Source organism: Frischella japonica, from assembly GCF_014489845.1.
Lineage (GTDB): Bacteria > Pseudomonadota > Gammaproteobacteria > Enterobacterales > Orbaceae > Frischella > Frischella japonica.
Window position 1 is genome coordinate 39,006 of sequence record NZ_JABURY010000015.1, and the last position, 25,549, is coordinate 64,554.

A 25,549-nucleotide genomic window follows, 5' to 3' on the forward strand; every position below is an offset into this window, starting at 1 on the left:
TAAAGATTAATATGACTTAGGAACTCTATTTAAGACCCTTTTTTTGTATTAAAATAAAGGCTAGATAAAATTCCCAATATTAATACTTATATTTTAAGACAATAAATAGCTAATGTCGAGGAATCCTCTTGTAATGAATTTATTAAAACTGTTTAAGATTGGTCGAAAATATATTTCAATTTGCCCAACACAATTAACGCTAGCATCTACCTTTCCCGAAATTAAAATTATTAATTATATTAAATCGGCCAGTAAATATTTACCGCCATTTATTGTGGCATTGATAGTATGGCAATACTATATGAACATTGAGCTGGCCATTACTATCCTTACGACAATTTTTGCTTTAAGTCTTCCTTTGCAAGGCATAATTTGGCTAGGTAAACGCGCAACTTCGCCTTTGCCCCTTAGCTTATTAGATCATTATAATCATATTCAAAAATGTTTAATTGCTAAACAAATTATCGGGGCAAAAGCAATAAAAACAGTTAATATAAACTTTATGGATTTTATGCAATTAATGAATCTTGCTAATAGGCATCTTTCTGAAGATAGTGATTCCAATTACTTTACTCACTAATAAGTCAACAATTATGAATAATCAAACTAAATTATTATTACAAAAACTTCAGCAAACAATTGATCAATTAGAGAATTCGATAGAACCTTATCAACAGCTAATACTTAATAGCCCTTGCTTTGATATATCACTATTTAAACGGGCGCCGGCTAAGGCGGGTTACAACTTTTATTTTCTTGAAATTAAGCATAATTATCAAAAATTAGAGGAATTGGTTGAAAAGAATAATCATGGTCAATATTTTGCTGCAATTGAATATTTAACTGAACATTTATGTTATCAAATTGAGGCATTAAATCGAGAACTCGCAAATATTCAACCTGAGGACAGAACAAATAGCCAATTACCTACGCAATCACTTTATGATAAATATAATATACATCTGGATTACTTACGCCGCTTACAAGCCATGAAATACGAATTACAACAATTCGATAAGTCTAATCCTACTCTAATACAGAAAATGACTGTGCTTGATCAGCGGATTGCGCGCTGTCAATATGCACTGATGAAACTTGAAGAACAAATTGACTCGCTATAACATAGTATTCATTTATCCTCCTCACTATTCACTAACAATTTACTATAAAACTCATAAATATAACCATTTATAAGTATCCTAAAATATGGTTATTTGGCTGGTATATGGACAATTATTTAGTAAAACTGTCATCAGTTAATTTAAGTTTTAGCTTAATATAAACTATTATATTTGTATTTTTACAATTGCGTTTTTAACAATACAAAATTATCGAATTTCATACTAATCATCACTTTATGACTTTTGCGTGGTTGGTTTCTCTTCAATACTATTTGAAAAAAAATTCATGAAGATATGACATAAAATATTTAGTTTACCGCCAACGTTAAGTTTATAGAAATATATTTTGGCTTATTCATTATGATTAAATATGGATGTTTTTACAGCACAAATATATTTATTTTTATCAGAATAGTTATTAACTGCTTATGCAAAGTAATATGAACCATAAAATATAAAATTATGGTTTCAATTTAATTTATGAAAGATATCACCTCATATATCGTTTGTATTTATGCATCGTCAACCAAAGAACCAGCGTTTTTTGAAAAACTCCCTAAAGCAATAGGAAAACGCTATAAGACTACAAAAATTATAGCCAAATCTGATTCTAGTTTTAATTATTTAAAACAGTATTAAAATGTTCAATTCGTCAAATTATGCAATGAAATTAAAAAAACAATGAAAAATAATATTATCAACTAATTATTCAGATAAAATTTTCAAAATAAGCTGAATTGTTTCCACTTAGATCTAAAGCGAATATTGTTATAATAATTAATTACTATATTCTTTTTTAGAAGCTCATATAATAACAATAATTTGTTCGTTAACATCATTTAGTACTATTTTTTAAAATGATAAACAAGGATTCTAACATGAGTAAAATATTTGATGATAATTCACAAACCATAGGTCATACACCACTCATTAGATTAAAACATTTCGGTCATGGCAATATTTTAGCCAAAATTGAATCACGTAATCCAAGTTTTAGTGTTAAATGTCGTATTGCTTCTAATATGATTTGGGATGCAGAAAAACGTGGCTTACTCACACCAGAAGTTGAATTAGTTGAACCTACCAGCGGTAATACTGGGATTGCACTCGCTGCTGTTGCTGCTGCACGGGGTTATAAACTAACCTTAACGATGCCGGAAAGCATGAGCATTGAAAGACGAAAGTTATTAAAAGCATTAGGTGCAAATTTAATTTTGACTGAAGCAGTAAAAGGTATGAAAGGTGCAATCGAAAAAGCTGAAGCCATTGTTGGAAGTGATCCCAAACATCATTTAATGTTACAGCAATTCAGTAATCCTTCAAATCCAGAAATTCATGAAAAAACGACTGGTCCTGAAATATGGCAAGATACTGATGGTAACATTGATATTTTTATCGCTGGTATTGGAACCGGAGGAACGTTTACGGGGATTACACGTTACATAAAAAAAACGCAAGGTAAAAACATAACTGCTGTTGCTGTTGAACCTCTCAGCTCACCTGTTATTTCTCAGGCGTTAGCTGGCCAACCTTTACAACCAGGACCACATAAAATTCAAGGTATTGGCGCGGGATTTATCCCTGATAATCTGGATTTGACGCTTATCGATGTTGTTGAAAAAGTCTCTAATGAAGATGCAATAGAAACGGCGAGACAAATCATGGATAAAGAAGGTATATTAGCAGGCATTTCTTCAGGAGCTGCAGTATTTGCGGCAGACAAAATAGCTAAATTACCTGAAAATAAAGATAAAATCATCGTGGTTATTTTACCTTCATCAGGCGAACGTTACTTAAGTACCGATTTATTTAATGGGATTTTTACAGAAAAAGAGTTAGGTTAATCCTAAAATTTGTTTAAAATATAATAGCTTTACAATAAACATCTTGATTTATGTAAAAAAAATAGCATAATTTATATGCCATTTCGCGTAAATTAATCTAAGGAAATTCAACATGCTTGTTACTTGTATTATTTTAATTATTTTAGGTATTGCAGCTGCACCTTCGATAGTTTTATCTAAAAAACCGAATGCCAAAGATATATTAGATAAATTAGTCCCTTATCAAGGTTGGTTAGGTGTTATTGTTTGTGTAATTGGTATTTGGAGTGCAATTGGCGGAATTTTAGGTATTCAATATCTTCACATTGCTCCGTTTTATTGGTTAGCGGGTATGGCGGTTTCCCTTGTTGAAGTCCTTTTAGGATTTATTATGGGGTTTGGCTTAATAAATAAATACGTTTTATCTCGTAATTCAGCTTCCGAAGAAAAAGGTCGTCAATTACTGGAAAATCTTCTACCAATGCAAGAAAAACTAGGTATTGCGGCTATTATTATTGGTATCGTAGCATTAATTATCACGTTTATCTAAAACAGTAATGGTAAATTTTTTGATTAACTGTGTTAACGCAGTTAATCAAAATTTTGCATACCATATTCCTTTCCTGTTTGCATAATAGAAATAATTTGTTTAATTTTACCTTCTCGTATCAAATTACTCACCGCTGGAATATTTACTAAAATTTCAAATTTTGCTTTGCGTCCTAATTTTTCATCACTAACAAGTTTCTGTGAAATAACAGCTTGCATTGTATGTGCCAATTGTGAACAAATATATTGTTTTGACGTATCGGGAAATAGATCAATCACTCGGTTAAGAGTAGCAACGGCTGAATGAGTATGTAAAGTTGCAAAAACAATATGCCCTGTCTCTGCGGCTTGTAAAGCTGCACTAACCGTTTCGCGATCGCGTAATTCACCAATCACAATAATATCGGGATCTTGCCGTAACATGGCTAATAATCCTTCACGATAACTAGCACAATGTAATCCAACCTGACGTTGTTGTATCAATGATAATTGATTTTGATAAAGAAATTCTATGGGATCTTCTAGCGTAATGATATGTTTCGCTTGTTGTTGATTTATCTGATTAATCATTGCAGTCAATGTAGTTGATTTACCGCTGCCGGTAGCGCCACTGATTAAAATAAGTCCTTGCTGCCTTTGGATTAATTGCTTAAATATTTCTGGTGCATTAATCTGTTCAAAAGTCGCGATATTGGCACGAATATGGCGAAATGATGCTGAAATTCCTCGATTTTGATAGAATATATTGCCACGAAAACGGCAATTTTCATTAATCTGTAAGGCAAAATCAAGCTGTTTATTTTGCTGCAAGTTTAGTAATTGAGCAGCATCTAAAATAGAAAATAATTTATGTTCAAGTTGTTGGTGTGTTAATGGTGGCGCATTCAATCGACTTAACTGACCATTTTGTCGGATTATTATTTTTTCATTACTTGCAAGATGCACATCCGAGGCATTTTGAGTTAAACTTAAAGTTAATATTGATTCCATACTTAAATTGACAAAAGTTAATATGACGATTAAAGAAAATATACATCAGATAAAGCAACGTATTACCGCGATTGCACAACAATGCGAGCGTGATCCTAAACAAATTCAATTAATTGCTGTAAGTAAAACTAAACCTATTTCAGCCATAAAAGAAGCCATTGAAGCAGGTCAGCGATTATTTGGCGAAAACTATGTTCAAGAAGGCATAGCAAAAATTGAATATTTTCAAAAAAATCATACTAATCTTGATCTAGAATGGCATTTTATTGGTCCGTTACAATCGAATAAAAGCAAATTAGTAGCCGAAAATTTTTCTTGGGTACATACCATTGAGCGAGATAAAATTGCTAAGCGGCTTAATGAACAACGACCTAATCATTTACCAGCAATGAATGTCTTAATACAAATTAATATTAGTAATGAAGTAAGTAAATCAGGGATCGCACCTGATGAAATGTTCAATTTGGCTAAAATCATTCAGGAACTGCCTAATTTAAAACTACGCGGACTGATGGCTATTCCAGCCGAGACAACTGATTTACAACAACAAATTGTGACATTTAAACGAATGTATGATTTATATATACAACTACAAAATCGATATGAAAATATTGATACTTTATCTATGGGTATGACACATGATATGCAAGCTGCCATTACTGCTGGTAGTACAATGGTAAGAATTGGTACCGCCATCTTTGGTGCCAGAGAATACAAGTCTGCGATTATATGATATAATCTGTAAATTAATATAAAGGAGTTTTTTAATGTCACCTTTGTTCTTTATGTTTAATACAGCTGCGACTTGTGCTGTATACTTATTTTTATTACGACCTTGGATGCAATATACTGGTGTAAATTATTACAACCCTTTTGCCCAAATTGTTGTAAAAATCACGCAGCCAGTTATTAGTCCACTAAGAAAAATATTTCCAGCCCTTGGAAAAATTGATACTGCATCATTTATTGTCTTATATATTATAGCTGTTATTAAGTTATTGATTATTTTTTACTATAGGAAGTTGAATATATATATAGATTTTCAGTCTTGGCAATGTCTTATCTTTGCACCGTTAGTGATTATTTATAGTTTTGGTTATTCAATGTTCTGGTTTCTGTTAATTCGAGCTATTTTAAGTTGGGTAGGTCATGGTCAATCACAATTAGAAATAGTACTTTATCAACTTACTGAACCAGTTGTCTCACCGATTAGACGAATCATTCCACCGATTGGAAACATCGATATTTCTTTTATGATTTTTATGTTTGGCTTAACATTTGCCAATATCCTATTTAGTAATTTTTTTGGCATATGGTGGGAAATTCTATCACTATAATCTTATGAAGGCCCTTTTATAAAGGGCTAATCTTTCTTTGTACTTATCAACTAAACTGCGTTGTGGCTAAGTATATTTAAAAAGTAAAATTATAGGATAGTTAATCGCTGTTGAATATTAACATAATACAATCTCTTAAAATTCACTAACAAAAGGTAGGTATTAGTATTCATTAAGTCAAAAGTTATATTATCTTTTACTATCTAAAAAACCATAACTTTGTAGTAAAATGAGACCCATGTTATATAAACAATGGGTAATTCATATCTTAAATTATAATAAGCGATAAAATATTTATTCAATATTCTGGATCTGTTCGCGCATTTGTTCGATAAGTACTTTTAATTCAATCGCTGAAGCGGTAACATCCGCATTGATAGATTTAGAAGCAATTGTGTTCGATTCACGATTAAATTCCTGCATCATAAAATCCAGACGTCGCCCTATTGCTTCATTTTTCTTTAAAATATTAAAAGTTTCCTTTACATGAGTAGATAAACGATCCAATTCTTCAGCAACATCAATACGCTGCGCAATAAGAATCAGTTCTTGCTCAAGCCGGTTTGGATCAAGTTCAACATTGATTTCTTCCAATTTAGATTTAAGCTTATCCTTTTGCCATTGTAAAATCTGTGGCATCCATTGACGAATTTTATAAACTTCAAGGGTGATAGCTTCTAATCTTTGAATAATTAATGCTTTTAACGCTTTACCTTCACGTTCACGGACTTGAATAAAATCATCAATTGCCTTTTCTAACAACTGTAAAATTTCTTGTGATATTGTATCAAGATCTTGTTCTTTAGCTGACATAACACCTGGCCAACGTAATATATCAGTTACATTAATCTGGCCAGCTGGCGCTTGTTCTTTGATCCAATTTGCCGCTTCAATTAATTGATTGGCTAAATCACGATTTAATATTAATTGCTGATGCTGATTTGCTAGATCTAATTCAAAATGTAAATTACATTCAACTTTACCGCGTGTTAAACGATTTCTTAATTTTTCACGGATAATCGGTTCTAATGAACGTAATTGTTCAGGTAATCGTATATAAGTTTCCAAATAACGTTGATTTACCGAACGTAGTTCCCAACAAGCTGTTCCCCAATGAGCATTTATTTCTTTTCTGGCATAAGCCGTCATACTTCTTAACATACATTATAATCCTACTATATAAAAAATTTATCCATCATAGCATATTCTAAAAAATGAATTACAACTAATACTATTTATCATAATTGACTGCATTAATTTAATAAATCCAAGTTATTATGATAATTTTTAATAATCCCATGTAGCAATATTAACGATAATCTGATATATATAAATTATTAAAAATTAATAATTTATATATTAAACTGACCATCAATTATTTATTAAGGGGTGAAAAATGAGTGGTAAATTCGAGATCTTTAAAAGTGAAAAAAATCATCAATTTTATTTTCGTCTTAAGGCACGTAACGGACAGATTATTCTACAAAGTGAAGGTTATTCAACCAAAGCAAATTGTTTGGCAGGCATTGAATCTGTCAAAAAATATGCTAATGATGATAAGGCATATCATAAACATGATTATCATTTTGATTTAAAATCGACAAAAAATGGCCGGATTATTGGTTCCAGTGAGAAATATAACAGCAATTCCGCAATCAATAATGGCATAGATTCAGTCAAGAAAAATGCGCCAACTGCACATATTGAAGATCTTAGTACTAAAGCATAAATTGACGTTAATAGCTAACGAAAAGGTCCTCTTTTAATTAAGGACCTAATTAATTTTCTTTAGGCTTACGTTTGTAACTACAAGAAAAATTCCATTTTGTAATCAATCTATTTTCCAAAATAGCTATGTGCATTATTTGCTAAATGCTGTATAATGTTGACTTAGCTTAGGCTAAACGTTACAAATTCTGATTTGCAACGTCCTCCTAATTCGTGTTAAATCTATTTGTCAATTTTCTGGAGAAATACATGCGCCCTTCCGGCCGAACAGCGGAACAAATCCGCCCAATAAAAATTACACGTCATTATACTAAACATGCTGAAGGTTCTGTACTAATTGAATTTGGTGATACAAAAGTACTTTGTAATGCAACAATTGAAGAAGGGGTTCCTCGATTTTTAAAAGGTCAAAATCAAGGATGGATAACTGCAGAGTATGGTATGTTACCAAGAGCGACTAATACCCGAACCCAACGCGAAGCGGCAAAAGGTAAGCAAACTGGAAGAACCATGGAGATCCAACGTTTAATCGCTCGTTCACTAAGAGCTGCTGTTGATCTTAGTCAATTGGGGGAATTTACTATCACTGTTGACTGTGATGTTATTCAGGCCGATGGAGGAACTCGTACTGCATCAATCTCCGGAGCCTGTGTTGCCCTATATGATGCTTTAACCCAAATGGTTAAAAAAGGTCTATTAAAAACCAATCCTTTTAAAGGTTTTATTGCTGCTATTTCAGTTGGTATTGTTAATGAGCAAGCAGTATGTGATCTTGAATATATTGAAGACTCTAACGCTGAAACTGATATGAATGTCATCATGACCGATGATGGTAAAATAATTGAGATTCAAGGAACCGCTGAAGGTGAACCATTTTCCCATGAAGAATTATTAACGCTGTTAGCATTGGCTAAAGATGGTATTTCAACAATTATTAAACACCAAAAAATAGCACTAAATATTACTTCATAAACTTTTTTGAATAAGCGACATAAGTCGCTTTATTTTTGCTTAGAATAATATTACATAATATACGAGTCTGGAGAATATATAATGAAATCTTATAAACGCCAATTTATTCAATTTGCATTAGAACGACAGGTATTGCGATTTGGCGAGTTTACCTTAAAATCCGGACGCAAGAGTCCCTATTTTTTTAATGCGGGTTTATTTAATACTGGTAAAGATCTCGCGTTATTAGGTCGCTTTTATGCTGAAGCCTTAATCGATGCAAATTTAGATTATGATGTCATTTTTGGGCCAGCTTATAAAGGGATTCCAATTGTTGCTTCAACAGTCGTGGCGTTATCTGAGCATCATAATATTGAAGTACCTTATTGCTTTAACCGAAAAGAAGCAAAAGACCATGGTGAGGGAGGTAATCTAGTAGGAAGTCCGATAAAAGATAAACGCGTTATGTTAGTTGATGATGTTATCACCGCTGGAACTGCCATTCGTGAATCCATGCATATTTTAGAAGATAATCATTCAAAACTTGCCGGTGTACTCATTAGTTTAGATCGCCAAGAAAAAGGACGAGGTGAACTGTCAGCTATTCAAGAAATCAAACAAACCTATCATTGTGATGTCATTTCGATCATCACCTTAAGTGATTTAATTCATTATTTAGAACAAGATGGTAAAACAAATGAATTAGCACAAGTAAAAGCCTATCAAGCACAATATGGTATAAATTAATATAGCGATAATCTATTTCGAAAAAATCAATTAACTATTTAAATGATTATAATACGCAAGCCTCCCCATAAATCGGGAGGTTTAGCTTAGCTATTAAATCGGTATCTCATTAATCACCTTCTTAAGCATTTTCGCACAATCATTCGGTTAATCAATATTTAATTTCAAGAACTATTTTTCCTATATTAACTCAGTAAATACTTTAAATTTAGGCCATACATGTCGCTTCATCTATGGCCCATAATTAGTTGCTTTTTATAGGTTATGATCAACTCAAATTAGAACCAAACTTCAGTTTGTACGCCAAAACTAAATTGATGATTTTTACCATTGAAATCAAATTTACTCATATCATTATGAATTGATCTGATATAAGAAGCATAAAAACGGATATCAGGTCTGGAAGATAAAATACTTTCTTCCACTTTAAATGAATGGAATAGTGTAGCTTTGTAACCTTCTTCCTGATAGGACTTACCATGAACTTTATTTTTTTGGTTAAAATATCCTAGCTCAACACCTGATTGATTATAGTTATCCCAAATATAGGCTGGACGAACAGCTGATTTTATACTGTTAAAATCAGCGTTAGCCATTTTCAAATCATAAGAGTAGACATCTTGGCCAGTGGTTAACGCTAATGCATGAGCCATAATAACCTTATCAGCTAGATATGCTTCCCCCTGTGAGACTAAACGATAAGCTTTACCTCCGGTATGTTTACCCAAATAATCATTATTAGAATTTGAAGCAAATTCAGGATTATTGGTATTAATATTAGCAAATTGAGCAGCGACTGAATTGGTTGCTGTTTGCAAAGTGAATTGATTAAAACCACCAAAAAACTCATTTTGGGTGAGAATTAAACTGGCCAACCAAGCATTTTTAACCGTAATATCATCTTGAAGTTTAGATTTATTCGGCGCTGAGAATCGAATATTTGCCCCAAGTGTAGCATCTTTCCATAGTGGAATATCATAATAACGGACTTCAAATTCGTTAAGATCAACTTCCGTTTCATTTTTAGCATCAGGTGCAAGTGGTGGTTTTTTCAATTTAACATTTACATCAGCTCTGACAACCGCTAAATCAACTTTACCGACGCCAATATCAAGGTTTTCGATTCCAATTCCTCCACCTGCTGGCGCTTTTTGCGTTTTCCAGTCGAGCATCTGTATTTCGTTGTAAAACAATGAGTGTTTACCTACCCAAAGTTTAGCTTCGGGAAACCCAGGCACAAATCCGATGGTAGAGAGATAAATATCTGAGAATTGCATAAGGTTATCATCTTGAGTATTAAATAATCCGGCTGCTCTATCTGTAGCTACATTACCATCGACCATTACAATAGCATCAACACGACGACCATTATTATCATAAACTTTTTGTTTAAAGATAAAATCATACCAACCGCCGTACTCATTACCAAAACGACCTAAAGCGCCTTCAGCATAATTTTTCGGTCTACCGTTGGCTGATGTTGACCAACCACCGCGAAAATAACCATTAAACGAAAAGCCGATTTCATCCTTAATATAATCTTTAAGTTCGGTCAATGTGAATACATTTTTAACACCTGAAGTATCTGTTGCACCATCTTCTAGTGGATCATTAACCAAAACGATTTGATTATTATCCATCGCTTTGGTTTCCAATATTGGATGCGTTTGTTTAGCCACTTGTTGTGTCGTCGATTTTGTCTGATTTTTATTTGTTGATTGAGTGGTTTTCGCAGTAACTTGCTGAGTATTAACAATACGTTGTTGCTGTAAATTGGTATTGAGCTGTGCTAATTGTTTGTTAGATTCTATAACTTGTTTTTTCAAATCAATTGATTCTTGGGTGAGTTCTAATAACTTCTGCTCTAGTAATGAAATTCTTGCTTCTAACTCCTGTTGCGTCGCCCCCCAGCTACAAGGTAAATATAACAGTCCCAACATTGTTATCAAGGCAATTCGTTTATGTTTTAAATTAAGTTGATAACCCTTATTCTGTTCTCGGTTTAACGATGAATATTTCATTTTTCCTCTACTCTAGGTTGATAACTATAAAATGTCAAAATTAAAAGCAAAAAAAAACCTAGAGAATAGATGAAAACATCTATTCTCTAGGTTTTGCCCGTAAAACTTCGGTAACAATCCAGTATTGATTACTATGTTAATATAACGAATAAAAGATAGGTTTCAAACATTAAATACCAATATTGTGACTCTTATCACTTTCTTAGTAATTGTTTTAATCTTTAGCCATTATTTTGCATATTTCATTGCTAAAACCGTTATATTAATAAATATAATAAAATTTAAGCGATTATACTCGAATGTAATATTTACAAAAATTTCTTAAATTTGAACCTAAAAACAACACAGTATCATATTAAAAAATCAATAAAAAATCTTTACAAATTAGTTAGTTATATTATATTTTAGCTTACATTTTAAAATTATAGGAATTAAGATGAAACGAAAATTATTGCTGTTGATGTTAATCAATTTTAGTATTGCAGGAGCAGTATATGCTCAAAACCAACTTAATGAAAATTATTTACTTTCGTCTAACATAGAGTGGCAGCAAGCTAAATATGGTAAAGAAATGATAGCTGTAGGCAATATTACCACGAAGGTTATTGATAAAGTTAAATTTAAACCAGATATTGCTGAATTTACTGTCACTTATACTACTGAAGCAAATAATTATCGTGATGCTGCCAGCCAAAATGCCGAGAAAATGAAAATTTTTAATCAATTTTTAGTTGATAGCGGCGTGAACGAGAAAGATTTAACAACCGTCAGTTATCGTAATTATGAAAATGAAATAAACCAACCTATTGACAGTCAGTCTAAACAGTATCGTTCTACTTATCTTATACATTTAAATATCGATCAAGCGCAATTTTTTAACACTATTGAGTTATTAGATAAACATAATATTCATGATATTTCTCAAGAAAGTAATCAAGCCTACTATGTATTTGAACTGGAGCAATTAGCCAATTCACAAGAACAAGCAAAACAATTGATACAACAACAATATCAAATTATTACCGACGAACTCAAAAAATTAGGTAATAATTCCATGACAATTACCGCCTATGGTAATCAAGAAATTTCACCTAAGACCACAATAGTTAAAACATACAATGTAAAAAATACGTTAAAAATTAAAGTTAGGAATTTTGATTTAATTAGTAAGATAATGACCAAAGCGCAAGAAATGAATATCATTGTTAATGACGACTTAAACTATGATGTATCAGATGAAGCAATAGAGCAAATTTTACAACAACATGAACAAACACTCTATAACAAATTAGCAAATAAAGTAGGACGTTTAATCGGTAAACAATACAAGCTTGGTGATGCAATCAGTTTAAATTATTATCAACAAAATAACAGTTTTAGCAATAGACCTAAATTATATGCTGGAGCATATAAGCAATATGCTTCGGAATCAAAAAGAGGTGAAATGGTCGAAATCCAAACACCTGAAGAATTTGAAATGGAAATTATATTGGATGGTTCTTTTGAAATCACTCGCTCAATTAATTCAAAATAATTCTTTGCTATGATTGTTATCCCCTTAAACCAAATATCTAGGGGATATTATAGCGCTATAACTGTAAGACTAATTGTTTATCTACTTGGGGGTCGATTAATGTTACATGAAAACCAATTAATCGCACCCCACGATCTTTGCGTCGCTCGTGCCAAATTTGATATGCTTGATTGATCAAATCTTGTTTATTTAATTTTGGATAAATATGTTCTTGCGTTGTTATTTGGAAATCATGAAATTTAAATTTCACTCCTTGCCTAGCAATTGAAAAATCAGCACGGACTTTACCTAAACGAGTTTCAAGCTCACTGTAAAGCGAATCAAAAATTGTTAAACACGCTTCCCATGAATACAGATCATGAGCAATTGTTCGTTCCACACCTACCGATTTACGTTGCCGATCATTATTTATTTCTCGGTCGTCAATCCCATTGCAACGTTCATACAATATTCTGCCAAATTTACCAAATTGATTAAGTAGTTTTGATAAATCATAATCAATCACATCACGACAGTAAATCAAACCTAATTCAGACAAACGTTTTTCAGTTACTTTGCCTACCCCTGGAATTTTCTTTAATGGTAAATCGGTAATAAATTGTGTCACTTTATCTGGAACAATAACATATTGCCCGTTAGGTTTATTTATATCTGAGGCTATTTTAGCTAAAAACTTTAGTGGAGCAATTCCAGCAGAAGCCGTTAAGTTAAGCTCCTTTGCGATTTTCCGTCGAATATCTTGTGCTATCAATGTCGCAGAACCATGAAATAATAAACAATCAGTAACATCTAAATAAGCTTCATCTAACGATACAAATTCAATAAGATTTGTATAACGTTTAAAAATTTGATGAATTTGTCCTGAGACTTCTTTATAAACATTGAACCGTCCAGGGATCACAATTAAATGTGGGCATAACTTTATAGCTTGAGCCATAGACATAGCACTATGAATACCATATTGACGCGCAAGATAATTTGCCGTGGCCACAACGCCACGCTTTTTGGGATCTCCTCCTACCGCTATTGGCATATTACGATAACGAGGATTATCACGCATCTCAACAGCAGCATAAAAACAATCCATATCAATATGAATTATCTTCTTCATTATGATTCAAAATAAATTTTATTAAATAAAGTGAAATGGTTAAAAACAAAAAATGATTAACAACTGATTTAATATACAGTAAAAATGGATAATATACTATAGCAAATTATAATCTTACATTGAAAGATTATGTAATTTTCCTATTCGTTAGCAATGAAAACTGGCATAATAATCACCATATATTCATCAATAAGTTAATCATTATAGTAAATTATCGTGTCAGATATCATAAATAATAAGCTTTGTAATCGTTTTCGTGGATTTTATCCCGTTGTTATTGATATTGAAACCTCTGGATTTGATAACAAAAACAATGCCATTTTAGAAATTGCCGCAATCACATTAAACATGAACCAAGATGGATGGCTTAACATTGATGAAAAATGTCATTTCCATGTCAATCCTTTTGAAGGCGCAATACTCGAACCTTCAGCCCTCGCCTTTAATGGAATCGATCCTAACAATCCATTACGAGGTGCTGTTGATGAAAAAATTGCTATCGATGAAATCTTCAAATTAGTACGAACAGGGATTAAAGCCCATGATTGCACACGTGCTGTCATTGTGGCGCATAATGCCCACTTTGATCATGGTTTCATGATGGCAGCTGCTGAACGCTGTAAAATAAAACGTAACCCTTTTCATCCCTTTGCAACATTTGATACAGCATCTTTAGCTGGGTTAGTTTATGGTCAAACTGTGCTAGCAAAAGCTTGTGAAGTGGCTAAAATTCCATTCGATCAAAAAGAAGCACATTCAGCCTTATATGATACCGAAAAAACCGCTGTATTGTTCTGTGAGATGATTAATCGATTTAAACAACTTGGTGGTTGGCCATTAACTAACTGAATTTGATTAATTAAGTAAGCGAAGCTTGAGATACTTGTTAAACATTAAATTAATCTTCCATTGTTTATTTGATCTTTGTTGAATAGCATCAAGTATTTCCGAAACATTCTGATAATAATAGTTCGGCTTTTGGATTTCTGATGCATTACATTGACCTTGATGAATAGAAATTTCAGCAATTGCCTGTTCACATTGTCTGGATAATAATAACCAATGGCTACCTTCTTGATGGTATGAATCAATATAGGTGGGTGATTCATAACACCAACCAACTAACGCTTGTTGTACTTTACCTTGAGCTAAGTCGATCAAAGCAGGGAGAAAAATTTGTGACCAATTATTGGATTGCGTTGCAACAAATAAATTAGGACCTTTTAAATTTAAAGCTTGGGCAATATAAAATGAAACAGCATTATTAATACTATTAATAAATTGGAAAGGTCTTGGTATTTTATGTTGAAATATATCCAACTGTAGATCATACATATTACTCGGTGAACTAAAACTCGAAGTAATATAGACACCGCAGTTTTTTTGTATTTTATGCATTGGTAATGCACCTAATAACGCGAGCAATGTTAAACGAGTTGTTCGACGACTTAATATCTGAAATCTTTGTTTAAGCTCAAGTTTGAGTCCTTTTTCATCTATGTTTGCCGTTGTCAAATATTGAGATTGTTGATGTAGATACAGCTTTTCCATTAATTAGTTATCTCCAAAATTAATGTGGTATTATTACCGCCAAATCCTAAGCAATTTAATAAATAATATCCAGAAGGTAATGCGGTCAATACTTTTTTGCCGCTAAATTTATCTTCAACATCCCCTTCATTGTCTTGGTAATGCGGCAAAATTGGCATACGCTGGGATTGGAATATTAGTAATAGCATGATGGTTTCTAATACACCTGAGGCACCTAATGTGTGTCCCAAATAGGATTTAAAAAATAATAACGGTGGCTCACTAATAAATGTGGCGGCTATACTCTGTTGTTCAACATTATCATTAACAGGACTTCCGGTAGCATGGGGTTTAATTGCAACAATTTCGAATGGATTAATTCCCGTTTGAGTCAAGGTATCATTGATTAATTTTGCTACTACTTTGGGATCGGTTGTCGTAATATTACCAATATCACATTCATTCTTGCCGTCATGTAAAATAAACTGATTGTAATGATCGGGATTTGGTCGATCACTGATTGCAATACAACCAACCCCTTCGCCTAATATTAACCCATCGCTGTTAGGCGAAAAGGGTGAATTAAATTTGGCCGTTAAAAGCCCTAATGAATAAAAACCTTCCAATGTAACGGAATTAAAAGCTTCAAAGCCTACAACCAGTGCTCGTTTAATAAGTCCCTGACGAATATAACGTTGAGCATACAATAATGCATTTGAACCGGACGTACAGGATGTCGCAATATTAATAACCGATAATGCTGGCCATTTTAATTTAAGTTGTTCAGTTATTTCACTCAATGAGAAAGGTTGGTCATGACAGGCCTGGGCTAATCTTTCTTGCTCAATATTGAAAAAACGAATTTCATGTGATGACAATGAGAATGAGGTAGAGGCTAGAAATATCGGGATTTCATCTAATTGCGATTCGCACCAGTGACACGCATGCAAAGTGACTAAAATTTGTTTTGCGATTTTATCTACTATTTCCCTCAATGTTAATCTGTTTTTATCAAAAGCAGGAAAGTAATAAATTTGCTTTATTTCATTATCAAAATGTAAACTTCGTAATTGTGGGCTTTTGGGCCGAGACATCATATTAGCGACAATCGTTTGGCAACCATCACCCTGCGCACAGATAGCTGAAAATCCATTAATATAAATTTTTTTCATTCAATTATTCATTAATTTGTTGCTGAACATAATCACATAAATTTGCTACACACATCATATGTTTTCTAACTTCACGATCCCCCTGTAAACGAACACCGAATTGCTCTTTAAGCGCTACACAAATTTGTAAAGCATCTAGCGAATCCAACATTAAACGACTTTCTGGTCCAAACAATGGTTCATCATCGGTTAACTGTTCTGCACTTAAAGTCTCTTCTTTTTCAGCTTCAGTAATAATTAATAGTTTTAATTGCCATGTAAGATTTTCCAATTTTATCCTCTTTTAATAATAAGTTATTGATATTATTCCAAACTACCAATGTCATTTAAATATAGCGTTTATTCAATTGGCGATAATATATCGCGCTAGCTAACGATAAAAATATACATGCAAAGCAAATTAACGATAACCATTGGGGTAATATTTGCGTAAAATTATATTGATTTAATAATAAATTATGAAAACCAGTTAATGCCCATGACATAGGTGAAATCAAGCTTATCGTTTGCATTGTTTCTGGCATCATATAACTAGGTACCATAATTCCGCCTAATGCAGCCATTAGAATATTGCCCCCCCCGCCTAATACCACTGCATGTTCAGCTGACTTTGCCAAGACGCTTACCAATAATGCATAGCCTAATGCGGATAAACTAATGGCTATCGACAGCATCATATAAAACCAATAAGGTCCTTGCAATACAAACCCCGCAATACCAACTAACGGTAAAACATAGATACCAAGTAGAATCATGCCCAAAAATTGCAATTGATTAATAATAAAATAGGGTATAAGTTTAGCAAACAATAATCTGGTCGCAGATGCCTTAGCTAATTTTAGGCGAATGATCGTGTTGGTTTGTTTTTCACATGTCATTACATTCGATAACGGTATCATAATGAAAAACATACCAAAAATAAGCCAAGCTGGCACACTTTGTTGTACTGAACTTGGTTTAACAACTACTAGTCCATTTGTATTTAAAAACTCCTCCACAATGATGTTAGTTGTTAAAAAATTAGCCAATTGTTGCTCTAAAATAATGTTTTGAGTCGTATTGTACTGATGTTCGGGCACACTATTTTGTTGCGTCAAAAGATAGGGAAGCCGATATTGTAAGTAAATTTTCTGTAATATCGCTTCTAAATTAAGTAATCTAAGAGCATCCGTTCCGGCTAAGCTTACTAATTGCAGAGGTGCATCATGCGTTAAATCTGTTATCGTGGTATTTGGATTGATAACTAAAATATCGTAATGATTTTGAATTAGTTGAACTTTAGCTGCATCTTGATCTATTAGCTCAATTGAATCAACATGAATATTATTTTGGTTCTTCAATTCGTCTATCAGTAATAAATTTATAGGATTACTCGCATCACCGACTAACGCTATTTTGCTATTTTGGTTGACATCATCGCTTTGACTTAATGCTACTGACATGATCAACATGAAGATCATTGGCATGAGAAATAACACGGCTATACCATGTAGATCACGACTTAAAAGGTGAAACTCCTTAATTATTGCTGCAATCATTTGTCATCCTTATTGATGAAAGCGGTCTGATTTAGAAAATTTAGATAAAACGACTCTAATGAACCATATCCATATTGGACATTTAGTATTTCATAATTTTTTAAGCTATTTAATACACTAACTAATTGAATTGCCAGAGTATTAATACGAATGATATATGATGAATGATTAGCTACAACTGAACCATGAATACTTGCCAAGAGGTCAGCCGAAACCGGTTTACTTAAAGTAATTAAGCAATGTTGATGACCATTTTGGGTTAAAATGTTATCAACAGTATCACAATATCGCAGCTTTCCACCCTCGATAATGGCAATTTTGTGACATAAAGATTCGATTTCTTGCAAATAATGTGAGGTATAAATAATGGTTACGCCTTCCCGACTTAATTGCTTCACGCTATCGAGAATAAACTGTCGCGAAAGAGGGTCAACCCCAACGGTAATTTCATCCATAAATATGAAAGAAGGTGAATTAATTAAACCAATGGCAAAATTTAAACGCCGTTTTAATCCACCTGAAAGATTTTTTGATAGCGTGTTTCGATAGGATAATAGGGCCACTTTTTCAAGTAAAGAACATAAAAAATTGCGGTTTTTTATGTGATACAGTGATGCAAAAAATTGTAGATTTTCCCATACTGTTAATTGAGGATAAAAAGCATACTCTTGAGGTATTAACGAAATACGTTGCGATTGTTGAATTGAAAGTTTAGCTAACGACTGATTATGATATAAAATTTGCCCAGATTGAAGTGGTAATAAACCAGTCATTAACGAAATTAATGTCGTTTTACCCGCTCCGTTTGGTCCCAATAATCCAAAACATGTTCCCGATTCAATAGCTAAATCAACATTTGATATTGCATTTTGATTAGATTTAGCATAACAATGACTCACATTTGAGAGTTTTAACATATAAATATTCAGTGGATTTATTATTTTTATAATTAGAATTCTAACATAATATGTTATGATGTTGAAATCGGTATTGTGCCAGCAGTTATCATCTGATAATAAGTTTATAAATTAACAATAACAATGAAAAATAAAAAAAATGTACTTTTGGTGTATTATTCACAAACGGGTCAATTAAAACAGTTAGCCGAAAAATTTGTATCGCCTTTATCGAATCATGATGAAATTAATTTAGAAACCTTAGCGATTAAACCCGAGGTTTCTTACCAATTTCCATGGTCATTTATTCGGTTTTTTGATACTTTCCCAGAAACAGTGCGTTTAACCCCAGCGCCAATTATCACTCCGGAATTCAAGCAACAGAAATATGATTTAGTCATATTAGCTTATACTGTATGGTTCTTATCGCCAGCTCAGCCTATTACTGCTTTTTTACAACATGAAAAAACCAAAGCAATTTTAGCTAATACACCAATTGTAACTTTAATTGGTTGCCGTAATATGTGGCTGATGGCACAAGAAACTGTAAAAAAACACCTAAAAGAAGCTCAAGCCAATCTAGTTGATAACGTAGTACGAATCGACTCATGTGGTGGTCCTGCTAGTTTTATTGCTACACCATTATGGATGTTTACTGGTAGTAAACAACCGGTATCTTGGTTACCAAAAGCAGGGATTTCTGAAGAAGATATCAATGAATGTACGAAATATGGCGAAAAAATAAAATCTGTTTTACTAACGCAACCTTTTATTAACGAACCTATGCTAAAAAATATGGCAGCAGTTAAAGTTAATGAGAGGTTGATCCTAAGTGAAAAATTTGGACATCGCAGTTTTAATTTTTGGGGTAAGTGGATAATACAAGCAGGAACAATATCGCCCTATTTGCGTCATGCTCTACTGTATTTTTATATTCTATTTTTAATTACAGTTATATTAACTGTTGTACCTATTAGTGCATTAATTAAACTATTATTGTCTCCTTGGTTAAAGAATAAAATCCATAAGCAAAAAAGTTTATTTAGCTGGCCATCGGGCGAATAAGTATGAGTTATAATATGAACATTCAAAACGTATATATAAATAAAATTTCAGTATTTTTACCCAATGATCCAATTGATAATCAAACTATGGAGCACATTCTTGGTCAAGTTGGAGAAAAACCGTCAAGAGCTAGGGCGATTATATTAAAAAGTAACGGCATAAAAACACGATATTATGCGATCGACCCGCGAACGCGTCAGGCTACCCACAGTAATAGCGAACTTGCAGCTCAAGCAATTAAAACATTATATAATGATGATCTACAAGCAATTAAAAAAATGACATTTCTAGCTTGCGGTACATCTTATCCTGATCAAATTATGCCCGGACACGGTGTTATGGTTCATGGCGAATTGAAAACCAGTCAACCTTGCGAAGTTCACAGCTGTGCAGGGGTTTGTGTAGCAGGGATGTCAGCGCTAAAACAAGCCTATAATGCCATTAAAACAGGAGAACACTATACTGCGATTGCCTGTGCTTCAGAAACCGCATCCGCCGTTATGAGAAGTGAAAATTTTCAAGTTGAAATTGAGCAAAAAATTAACCAACTTGATATTCGTCCAGAAATCGCTTTTGAAAAAGATTTTCTCCGTTGGATGTTATCTGATGGCGCCGGTGCAATGCAATTGAGTAATCAAGCTAATCCGCATTGCTTATCACTTAAAATTCATTGGATTGATCTATTATCCTATGCCAATGAAATGCCTGCTTGCATGTACGCAGGTGGTGATTTCCATGATGACAAGTTTATTGGTTGGAAACAATATACGCAAACCGAGCAACAGGCTCAAAGTTTATTAAGTGTCAAACAAAACGTTAAACTTCTCAACGAGAATATAGTCAAATATACTGTTGAGAAAATGCTTGCCAATTCAATAAAAAAACATGATCTAAAAAATGAACAGATTGATTATTTTTTACCTCATTATTCATCAAATTATTTTCGTGATAAATTATATCAAGGATTAGTGAATATTGGTTTTCATATACCTTATGAAAAATGGTTTACTAATCTTAGCTCAAAAGGAAATACGGGTTCTGCTTCAATCTACATTATATTAGAAGAATTTATCCGCACCCAGTCATTAAAACATGGTCAAAAAATACTTTGTTATATTCCTGAAAGTGGACGTTTTTCATCATGTTTTATGTTATTAGAGGTTATTCACCCCAATAAGCAGGAACAATAACCATGGATGTAAATCAAATCCCACAAGACAAAAGTAAAACTTATGGCGGTCATGCCAAAATTATTTATGCGACTACGGAAGGAAAATATACATCGGCGACAAGTGATGGCTGGCAAGATGAAGAGTATGCAACTTTACAAGCTGTTAATGCATTAACAGAGCAAACTCAACATGCCTATGATTTAGTAAAATCTGGTCAAAAATCACCGCTATTTTATTATATGTTTGCCTACCGACATGATGTGACTAGTCTGGCTCAGACCAGTGGTTTCTTCCGTTGGCAAATTAGGCGACATTTAAATCTTAAAATATTTAATCAATTATCAGATAAAAAATTAATGCGTTATGCACAGGCGTTTAATTTATCCATTGAACAACTTAAACAACTGCCTGATCAAATTACATCGAATGGTATTAATGATTCTTTCGATGAACATTAACTTATTATCAATAGAAATTTTATGACAATTGAATCATTTCAGCACCAACATACGGCCCATTGTGAAAGTGGTGTGATGTCCACACTACTAAAACATTATGGATTAGATTTTAGCGAACCTATGCTCTTTGGTTTATCTTCAGCGCTCACTTTTGCCTATTTACCAATGATTAAAGTATCAGGTATGCCCTTAATAGCCTATCGTATGCCGCCCAAAACAATTATAAGAAATTCTTGTAAAAAGTTAGGCTTACAGCTAAATATGTATAAATTTTCTTCTCCAGCACAGGGGATGCAAAAATTAGATCTTGCATTACAAAATAACCAATTAGTTGGCTTACAAACCTCAGTATTCTGGTTGCCATATATGCCAGAAGCATTACGCTTTCATTTTAATGCTCATAATATTTTAGTGTATGGTAAAAAAGATGATCATTATTTGATCAGCGATCCGGTTATGGAAAACCCGGTAGCGTGTCCAAGAATTGATTTGGAAAGAGCGCGTTTTGCTAAAGGTGCGTTGGCTGGCAAAGGGCTTATGTATACGTTAGATCTCAGCAAACCCATTAATCATTGTATTGATTTAGTTCCACTCATCCGTAATGCGATTGTAAAAAATGCACGACAAATGCAGGCTCCACTCCCCTTTGTTGGTATTAAAGGTATTCATTTATTAGCTAATCGAATTCAAAAATTAAAAAAATCTCGCAAATCTGATCAATATAAAAAACTTTATCTTGGCCATATTGTGAGAATGCAAGAAGAGATAGGAACCGGAGGTGCCGGTTTCCGTTACATGTACGCATCATTTTTACAACAATCAGCATATTATTTTCCAACTAATCAGCAAACCTTATTACTAGATGCAGCCAAATTCATGACTGATATTGGTGATAATTGGCGTCGATTTGCCAGTCGAACGGTAAAATTATGTCGAAATTTATCAGAAAATGGCTTTTATGATGTTGCGCAATTATTGCATCAAGTTGCTGACGATGAAAAAAAACTTTGGCAAATGCTTATCAAAGCAATGAAATAAATAAAATTAAAATGGCATTGTGCTATGTCAAAAAAACATAGCACAGAACGTAATCTGTATACCATTATGCTGTCTGATACTTACTACTAGTATTTTTTATCAAGGTTTGTAATTCACCCGATTGGAACATTTCTATCATAATATCACAGCCCCCTATTAGTTCACCTTCAACCCAAAGTTGGGGAAATGTTGGCCAGTTTGCATAAACAGGTAATTCGGCACGTATATCTGGATTTTGCAAAATATCTACATAAGCAAAAGGAACTCCACATTGGGATAAAACTTGTGCAGCTTGAGCTGAAAAACCACAACTTGGTAATTTCGGTGATCCCTTCATATAAAGGAGAATTGGATTTTCACTAATTTGTTGTTGAATTTTTTCAATGGTAGTCATAAATATCTCATATCAATAATAGTTAATTAACGTCGTTATATTAACTTAAAAGTAAAATGACAGCTATTGATATTAACTATCATTACAGTTGTTAAATTTAAAAAATAAATTTTTTTTTAATAAGTGTAAAATTATTATTCGACCTATGTTAATAACATATTTATTTTAGACTTTTTCAGTTAAAATAATTACTAATGTATTTTTTACCATAAAGTCAGTCGTGTCTTCTATTCAATCTTCATTAAAAAAAGTATTTTATCATAGCAATATGCTATATAGCATTCGTATCGTTGTTAGCTTAACAGGTTCAACTTTTATACCTTGGTATTTTAATAATATTATTGCCGTTATACCCCTTACATTAGGGGTGGTTGCTGCGGCTTTAACAGAAATTGATACCCGTTTACTGTATCGCTTAATTAATTTAATATTAACGCTACTTTGTTTTGCTATCGCGATTTTTTCCGTACAGATCCTTTTCCCTTACCCGTTGCTGTTCATTATTGGTTTAGTAACATCAACTTTTCTGTTTACCATCGTTGGTGCATTGGGACAACGGTATGGGGTCATTGCATTTGGTTCACTATTGATTGCAGCATATACAATGCTTGGTCAGCAAATGTTTAATGACCTATATACACAACCATTTTACTTATTAATGGGAGCTATTTGGTATAATTTAGTCTCATTTATTGAATCGCTCATCTTACCGATTCGAACAACTCAAGAAAGTTTATCTAATACCTTTGCCCGGTTAGCGGATTATTTATCAGCAAAAGCTACTTTTTTTGATCCCGATGAGACCAAGGGTTTTAAAAATCAATTATTACTATTAGCACAAAATAATCAGTGCTTAATCGACGCCTTGAATCAAACCAAACACTCCTTATTTAATCGTTTTAAAAGTTATCGCGGTCAATCCTATATCCAAAACTTACTCAATTACTATTTTGTGGCTCAAGATATTCATGAACGCGTTAGTGCAAGCCACGTCAATTATCAAACCTTAAGCAACCAGCTTAAACATAGCGATATTTTATTTCGCTTTGCCGGTATTTTACAACAGCAAGCCAAGGCATGTAATCAACTAGCGAACTGCATTAAATATAATCAGATATATCAACATAATAGCAATTTTGAAAAATACTTTAATCATCTCGAAGAAGCCATTAACCATTATCATGGAAATAGTCACTTGAAGGCTAGCCTAAAATTACTCATAAAAAATCTTCAGAATATCGATTTACTGTTAGCTAACATAAATAATGAACAACAACTTTCCAATCAATATATGGAAAGACAACTTATCGATGATCAACTATATAGTTTTAAAGATGCCTGGCATCGCATCCAACAAAACTTAACCATTAAATCACCACTTTTTCGGCATGCTGTACGAATGAGTATCGTTTTTTTAATTGGCTATTGTGTTATTCAACTTACCAATTTACCTCACGGATATTGGATTATCTTAACCAGTTTGTTTGTTTGCCAACCTAATTATTCCACAACAAAACATCGTTTAAAATTAAGAATTCTTGGTACAATTGTCGGTATTATACTCGGTATTCCACTTACCTACTTATTACCAAATATTGAGGCACAATTAATTTTAATTATTATAAGTGGGTGGCTATTTTTCTTATTCAAAAATTCCCAGTACGCTTATGCTACAACCTTTATAACTTTACTGGTATTTTTTAGTTTCGGTTTAGTTGGCGAAAGCAGTCTTTCAGTTGCCTTGTCCAGAATCATCGCAACGATTATTGGCTGTATGATTGCATGGCTAGCAATTAACTTGATTTGGCCAGATTGGCAATTTCGTCAGTTAAGCGCCTTAATTAAACGCGCGTGTGATGATGATTGCCATTATTTAGCTTTAATTGGCACACAATACTCATTTGGTAAAACTAATGATGTCACTTATCGGGATATCAGGCGACGTGTCCACGAAAACAATGCTGATCTTTCATCATTAATTAGTATTATGACTAAAGAACCGCATGTTAATCAGCAGATTATCGATCAGGCTTTTCGATTTATTACTCTAAACTATACCTTAATCAGTTATATTTCGACGTTGGCAGCACATCGTGATAAAAATCTGTCACAACCAATCTTGTCCTTTTTTGATGATACTAATCTTGTAATCATTAATATGCTTCAAGAAAAACAGAAAAAGGCGCCACAATTAACAGATTTAGACACTATGATTCACCGTTTAAATGAACAACAAACCGAAGGGTTAACGAGTTATGATTTATTAGTCCTTCAGCAATTAGCATTGATCTTAGAAATTTTGCCGGAAATAACCCATTTAGCCACGCAGTTAATCAATAAAAGCGCGTAACAAAATAATTATTTCTATCAAGTT

The 25,549-nt window shown here is 32.9% G+C and carries 26 protein-coding genes; 16 read left to right on the forward strand and 10 right to left on the reverse strand.

Translation table 11 applies throughout. The features are described 5' to 3' along the window. Positions 1-133 precede the first annotated feature (133 nt). The 4 genes from yfbV (at position 134) to FcAc13_RS06240 (ending at position 3,494) form a co-directional block, all read left to right on the forward strand. Entirely contained in the window at positions 134-580 is a 447-nt protein-coding gene (yfbV, locus tag FcAc13_RS06225; RefSeq protein ID WP_187755348.1) for a terminus macrodomain insulation protein YfbV, read from the forward strand. A 13-nt stretch (positions 581-593) separates the two neighbouring features. Beyond that, positions 594-1,121: a primosomal replication protein PriC gene (gene priC / locus FcAc13_RS06230; protein ID WP_187755349.1), complete on the forward strand. Its 528-nt coding sequence runs from the start codon at positions 594-596 to the stop codon at positions 1,119-1,121. An 878-nt stretch (positions 1,122-1,999) separates the two neighbouring features. Beyond that, entirely contained in the window at positions 2,000-2,965 is a 966-nt protein-coding gene (gene cysK / locus FcAc13_RS06235; RefSeq protein WP_187755350.1) for a cysteine synthase A, read from the forward strand. A gap of 112 nt (positions 2,966-3,077) precedes the next feature. After that, on the forward strand, positions 3,078-3,494 hold the full coding sequence (locus tag FcAc13_RS06240; RefSeq protein WP_187755351.1) for a hypothetical protein: 417 nt from the start codon (positions 3,078-3,080) through the stop codon (positions 3,492-3,494). Between the two features lie 41 nt (positions 3,495-3,535). Here the strand turns inward: FcAc13_RS06240 and FcAc13_RS06245 are convergent, their stop codons facing one another. Beyond that, positions 3,536-4,483 (reverse strand): type IV pilus twitching motility protein PilT, encoded by a 948-nt coding sequence (locus FcAc13_RS06245; RefSeq protein WP_187755352.1) that lies wholly within the window; start codon positions 4,481-4,483, stop codon positions 3,536-3,538. Positions 4,484-4,505: 22 nt separating this feature from the next. Between FcAc13_RS06245 and FcAc13_RS06250 the strand changes: the two genes are divergently transcribed. After that, positions 4,506-5,216, forward strand: a complete 711-nt coding sequence (locus FcAc13_RS06250) for a YggS family pyridoxal phosphate-dependent enzyme (protein WP_187755353.1) — start codon at positions 4,506-4,508, stop codon at positions 5,214-5,216. A 34-nt stretch (positions 5,217-5,250) separates the two neighbouring features. Continuing rightward, entirely contained in the window at positions 5,251-5,820 is a 570-nt protein-coding gene (locus FcAc13_RS06255; protein WP_187755354.1) for a YggT family protein, read from the forward strand. A 294-nt stretch (positions 5,821-6,114) separates the two neighbouring features. On the opposite strand, the gene FcAc13_RS06260 is transcribed toward FcAc13_RS06255, so the two are convergent. After that, entirely contained in the window at positions 6,115-6,981 is an 867-nt protein-coding gene (locus FcAc13_RS06260; protein ID WP_187755355.1) for a YicC/YloC family endoribonuclease, read from the reverse strand. A gap of 235 nt (positions 6,982-7,216) precedes the next feature. Here FcAc13_RS06260 and FcAc13_RS06265 point away from each other — a divergent pair, with 235 nt between their 5' ends. The 3 genes from FcAc13_RS06265 (at position 7,217) to pyrE (ending at position 9,246) form a co-directional block, all read left to right on the forward strand. Continuing rightward, positions 7,217-7,549, forward strand: a complete 333-nt coding sequence (locus tag FcAc13_RS06265) for a YegP family protein (RefSeq protein WP_187755356.1) — start codon at positions 7,217-7,219, stop codon at positions 7,547-7,549. A gap of 248 nt (positions 7,550-7,797) precedes the next feature. Next, positions 7,798-8,520: a ribonuclease PH gene (gene rph / locus FcAc13_RS06270; protein WP_187755357.1), complete on the forward strand. Its 723-nt coding sequence runs from the start codon at positions 7,798-7,800 to the stop codon at positions 8,518-8,520. 81 nt (positions 8,521-8,601) lie between these two features. After that, positions 8,602-9,246 carry an orotate phosphoribosyltransferase gene (gene pyrE / locus FcAc13_RS06275; protein ID WP_187755358.1) on the forward strand — a complete coding sequence of 215 codons (645 nt, stop codon included), beginning with the start codon at positions 8,602-8,604 and terminating at the stop codon, positions 9,244-9,246. Positions 9,247-9,524: 278 nt separating this feature from the next. Here the strand turns inward: pyrE and FcAc13_RS06280 are convergent, their stop codons facing one another. After that, the gene (locus tag FcAc13_RS06280) at positions 9,525-11,267 is read right to left on the reverse strand and encodes a carbohydrate porin (RefSeq protein WP_187755359.1); all 1,743 of its coding nucleotides are present in this window, start codon (positions 11,265-11,267) and stop codon (positions 9,525-9,527) included. A gap of 436 nt (positions 11,268-11,703) precedes the next feature. Between FcAc13_RS06280 and FcAc13_RS06285 the strand changes: the two genes are divergently transcribed. Then, a complete protein-coding gene (locus FcAc13_RS06285) occupies positions 11,704-12,801 on the forward strand; it encodes an SIMPL domain-containing protein (protein WP_187755360.1) in 1,098 nt (365 codons plus the stop codon). 55 nt (positions 12,802-12,856) lie between these two features. On the opposite strand, the gene dinB is transcribed toward FcAc13_RS06285, so the two are convergent. Continuing rightward, a complete protein-coding gene (dinB, locus tag FcAc13_RS06290; protein WP_187755361.1) occupies positions 12,857-13,912 on the reverse strand; it encodes a DNA polymerase IV in 1,056 nt (351 codons plus the stop codon). 216 nt (positions 13,913-14,128) lie between these two features. Between dinB and rnt the strand changes: the two genes are divergently transcribed. Continuing rightward, entirely contained in the window at positions 14,129-14,761 is a 633-nt protein-coding gene (rnt, locus tag FcAc13_RS06295; protein ID WP_187755362.1) for a ribonuclease T, read from the forward strand. 6 nt (positions 14,762-14,767) lie between these two features. Here the strand turns inward: rnt and FcAc13_RS06300 are convergent, their stop codons facing one another. From FcAc13_RS06300 to FcAc13_RS06320, 5 genes are read right to left on the reverse strand one after another with little or no spacing between them, the layout of a single operon-like run. After that, on the reverse strand, positions 14,768-15,463 hold the full coding sequence (locus FcAc13_RS06300) for a hypothetical protein (RefSeq protein ID WP_187755363.1): 696 nt from the start codon (positions 15,461-15,463) through the stop codon (positions 14,768-14,770). Continuing rightward, positions 15,463-16,614, reverse strand: a complete 1,152-nt coding sequence (locus FcAc13_RS06305; protein WP_187755364.1) for a beta-ketoacyl synthase N-terminal-like domain-containing protein — start codon at positions 16,612-16,614, stop codon at positions 15,463-15,465. Before FcAc13_RS06305 ends, FcAc13_RS06300 begins: the two co-directional genes overlap by 1 nt. A 4-nt stretch (positions 16,615-16,618) precedes the next feature. Then, a complete protein-coding gene (locus tag FcAc13_RS06310) occupies positions 16,619-16,885 on the reverse strand; it encodes an acyl carrier protein (protein WP_220679869.1) in 267 nt (88 codons plus the stop codon). A gap of 55 nt (positions 16,886-16,940) precedes the next feature. After that, the gene (locus tag FcAc13_RS06315) at positions 16,941-18,152 is read right to left on the reverse strand and encodes an ABC transporter permease (protein ID WP_187755365.1); all 1,212 of its coding nucleotides are present in this window, start codon (positions 18,150-18,152) and stop codon (positions 16,941-16,943) included. Further along, positions 18,149-19,069 (reverse strand): ABC transporter ATP-binding protein, encoded by a 921-nt coding sequence (locus FcAc13_RS06320; protein ID WP_187755366.1) that lies wholly within the window; start codon positions 19,067-19,069, stop codon positions 18,149-18,151. The genes FcAc13_RS06315 and FcAc13_RS06320 overlap by 4 nt, the downstream gene beginning before the upstream one ends. A 123-nt stretch (positions 19,070-19,192) precedes the next feature. Here FcAc13_RS06320 and FcAc13_RS06325 point away from each other — a divergent pair, with 123 nt between their 5' ends. From FcAc13_RS06325 to darH, 4 genes are read left to right on the forward strand one after another with little or no spacing between them, the layout of a single operon-like run. Further along, on the forward strand, positions 19,193-20,113 hold the full coding sequence (locus FcAc13_RS06325) for a dialkylrecorsinol condensing enzyme (RefSeq protein WP_187755367.1): 921 nt from the start codon (positions 19,193-19,195) through the stop codon (positions 20,111-20,113). A 2-nt stretch (positions 20,114-20,115) separates the two neighbouring features. Then, positions 20,116-21,303 (forward strand): beta-ketoacyl-ACP synthase III, encoded by a 1,188-nt coding sequence (locus FcAc13_RS06330; protein WP_187755368.1) that lies wholly within the window; start codon positions 20,116-20,118, stop codon positions 21,301-21,303. 2 nt (positions 21,304-21,305) lie between these two features. Beyond that, the gene (locus FcAc13_RS06335; protein WP_187755369.1) at positions 21,306-21,743 is read left to right on the forward strand and encodes a DarG family dialkylresorcinol biosynthesis protein; all 438 of its coding nucleotides are present in this window, start codon (positions 21,306-21,308) and stop codon (positions 21,741-21,743) included. A 27-nt stretch (positions 21,744-21,770) separates the two neighbouring features. Further along, complete coding sequence (darH, locus tag FcAc13_RS06340; RefSeq protein ID WP_484494497.1) at positions 21,771-22,781, forward strand: BtrH-related acyltransferase DarH; 1,011 nt, start codon at positions 21,771-21,773, stop codon at positions 22,779-22,781. A 64-nt stretch (positions 22,782-22,845) separates the two neighbouring features. Here darH and FcAc13_RS06345 read toward each other — a convergent pair whose 3' ends face one another. Then, positions 22,846-23,175: a Grx4 family monothiol glutaredoxin gene (locus FcAc13_RS06345; RefSeq protein WP_187755371.1), complete on the reverse strand. Its 330-nt coding sequence runs from the start codon at positions 23,173-23,175 to the stop codon at positions 22,846-22,848. A 220-nt stretch (positions 23,176-23,395) separates the two neighbouring features. Between FcAc13_RS06345 and yccS the strand changes: the two genes are divergently transcribed. Further along, positions 23,396-25,525 carry a YccS family putative transporter gene (gene yccS, locus FcAc13_RS06350; RefSeq protein ID WP_220679875.1) on the forward strand — a complete coding sequence of 710 codons (2,130 nt, stop codon included), beginning with the start codon at positions 23,396-23,398 and terminating at the stop codon, positions 25,523-25,525. Positions 25,526-25,549 lie beyond the last annotated feature (24 nt).

Bases quoted from the DNA above. Each gene is read 5' to 3' on its own strand.
- FcAc13_RS06305 (WP_187755364.1), bottom strand. From the start codon at position 16,614: ATGAAAAAAATTTATATTAATGGATTTTCAGCTATCTGTGCGCAGGGT.
- FcAc13_RS06250 (WP_187755353.1), top strand. From the start codon at position 4,506: ATGACGATTAAAGAAAATATACATCAGATAAAGCAACGTATTACCGCG.
- FcAc13_RS06325 (WP_187755367.1), top strand. From the start codon at position 19,193: ATGAAAAATAAAAAAAATGTACTTTTGGTGTATTATTCACAAACGGGT.
- FcAc13_RS06240 (WP_187755351.1), top strand. From the start codon at position 3,078: ATGCTTGTTACTTGTATTATTTTAATTATTTTAGGTATTGCAGCTGCA.
- FcAc13_RS06315 (WP_187755365.1), bottom strand. From the start codon at position 18,152: ATGATTGCAGCAATAATTAAGGAGTTTCACCTTTTAAGTCGTGATCTA.
- FcAc13_RS06345 (WP_187755371.1), bottom strand. From the start codon at position 23,175: ATGACTACCATTGAAAAAATTCAACAACAAATTAGTGAAAATCCAATT.
- FcAc13_RS06285 (WP_187755360.1), top strand. From the start codon at position 11,704: ATGAAACGAAAATTATTGCTGTTGATGTTAATCAATTTTAGTATTGCA.
- rph (WP_187755357.1), top strand. From the start codon at position 7,798: ATGCGCCCTTCCGGCCGAACAGCGGAACAAATCCGCCCAATAAAAATT.
- FcAc13_RS06335 (WP_187755369.1), top strand. From the start codon at position 21,306: ATGGATGTAAATCAAATCCCACAAGACAAAAGTAAAACTTATGGCGGT.
- FcAc13_RS06280 (WP_187755359.1), bottom strand. From the start codon at position 11,267: ATGAAATATTCATCGTTAAACCGAGAACAGAATAAGGGTTATCAACTT.
- FcAc13_RS06265 (WP_187755356.1), top strand. From the start codon at position 7,217: ATGAGTGGTAAATTCGAGATCTTTAAAAGTGAAAAAAATCATCAATTT.
- FcAc13_RS06300 (WP_187755363.1), bottom strand. From the start codon at position 15,463: ATGGAAAAGCTGTATCTACATCAACAATCTCAATATTTGACAACGGCA.
- yfbV (WP_187755348.1), top strand. From the start codon at position 134: ATGAATTTATTAAAACTGTTTAAGATTGGTCGAAAATATATTTCAATT.
- dinB (WP_187755361.1), bottom strand. From the start codon at position 13,912: ATGAAGAAGATAATTCATATTGATATGGATTGTTTTTATGCTGCTGTT.
- FcAc13_RS06260 (WP_187755355.1), bottom strand. From the start codon at position 6,981: ATGTTAAGAAGTATGACGGCTTATGCCAGAAAAGAAATAAATGCTCAT.
- FcAc13_RS06245 (WP_187755352.1), bottom strand. From the start codon at position 4,483: ATGGAATCAATATTAACTTTAAGTTTAACTCAAAATGCCTCGGATGTG.
- FcAc13_RS06320 (WP_187755366.1), bottom strand. From the start codon at position 19,069: ATGTTAAAACTCTCAAATGTGAGTCATTGTTATGCTAAATCTAATCAA.
- FcAc13_RS06330 (WP_187755368.1), top strand. From the start codon at position 20,116: ATGAGTTATAATATGAACATTCAAAACGTATATATAAATAAAATTTCA.
- cysK (WP_187755350.1), top strand. From the start codon at position 2,000: ATGAGTAAAATATTTGATGATAATTCACAAACCATAGGTCATACACCA.
- priC (WP_187755349.1), top strand. From the start codon at position 594: ATGAATAATCAAACTAAATTATTATTACAAAAACTTCAGCAAACAATT.
- FcAc13_RS06255 (WP_187755354.1), top strand. From the start codon at position 5,251: ATGTCACCTTTGTTCTTTATGTTTAATACAGCTGCGACTTGTGCTGTA.
- pyrE (WP_187755358.1), top strand. From the start codon at position 8,602: ATGAAATCTTATAAACGCCAATTTATTCAATTTGCATTAGAACGACAG.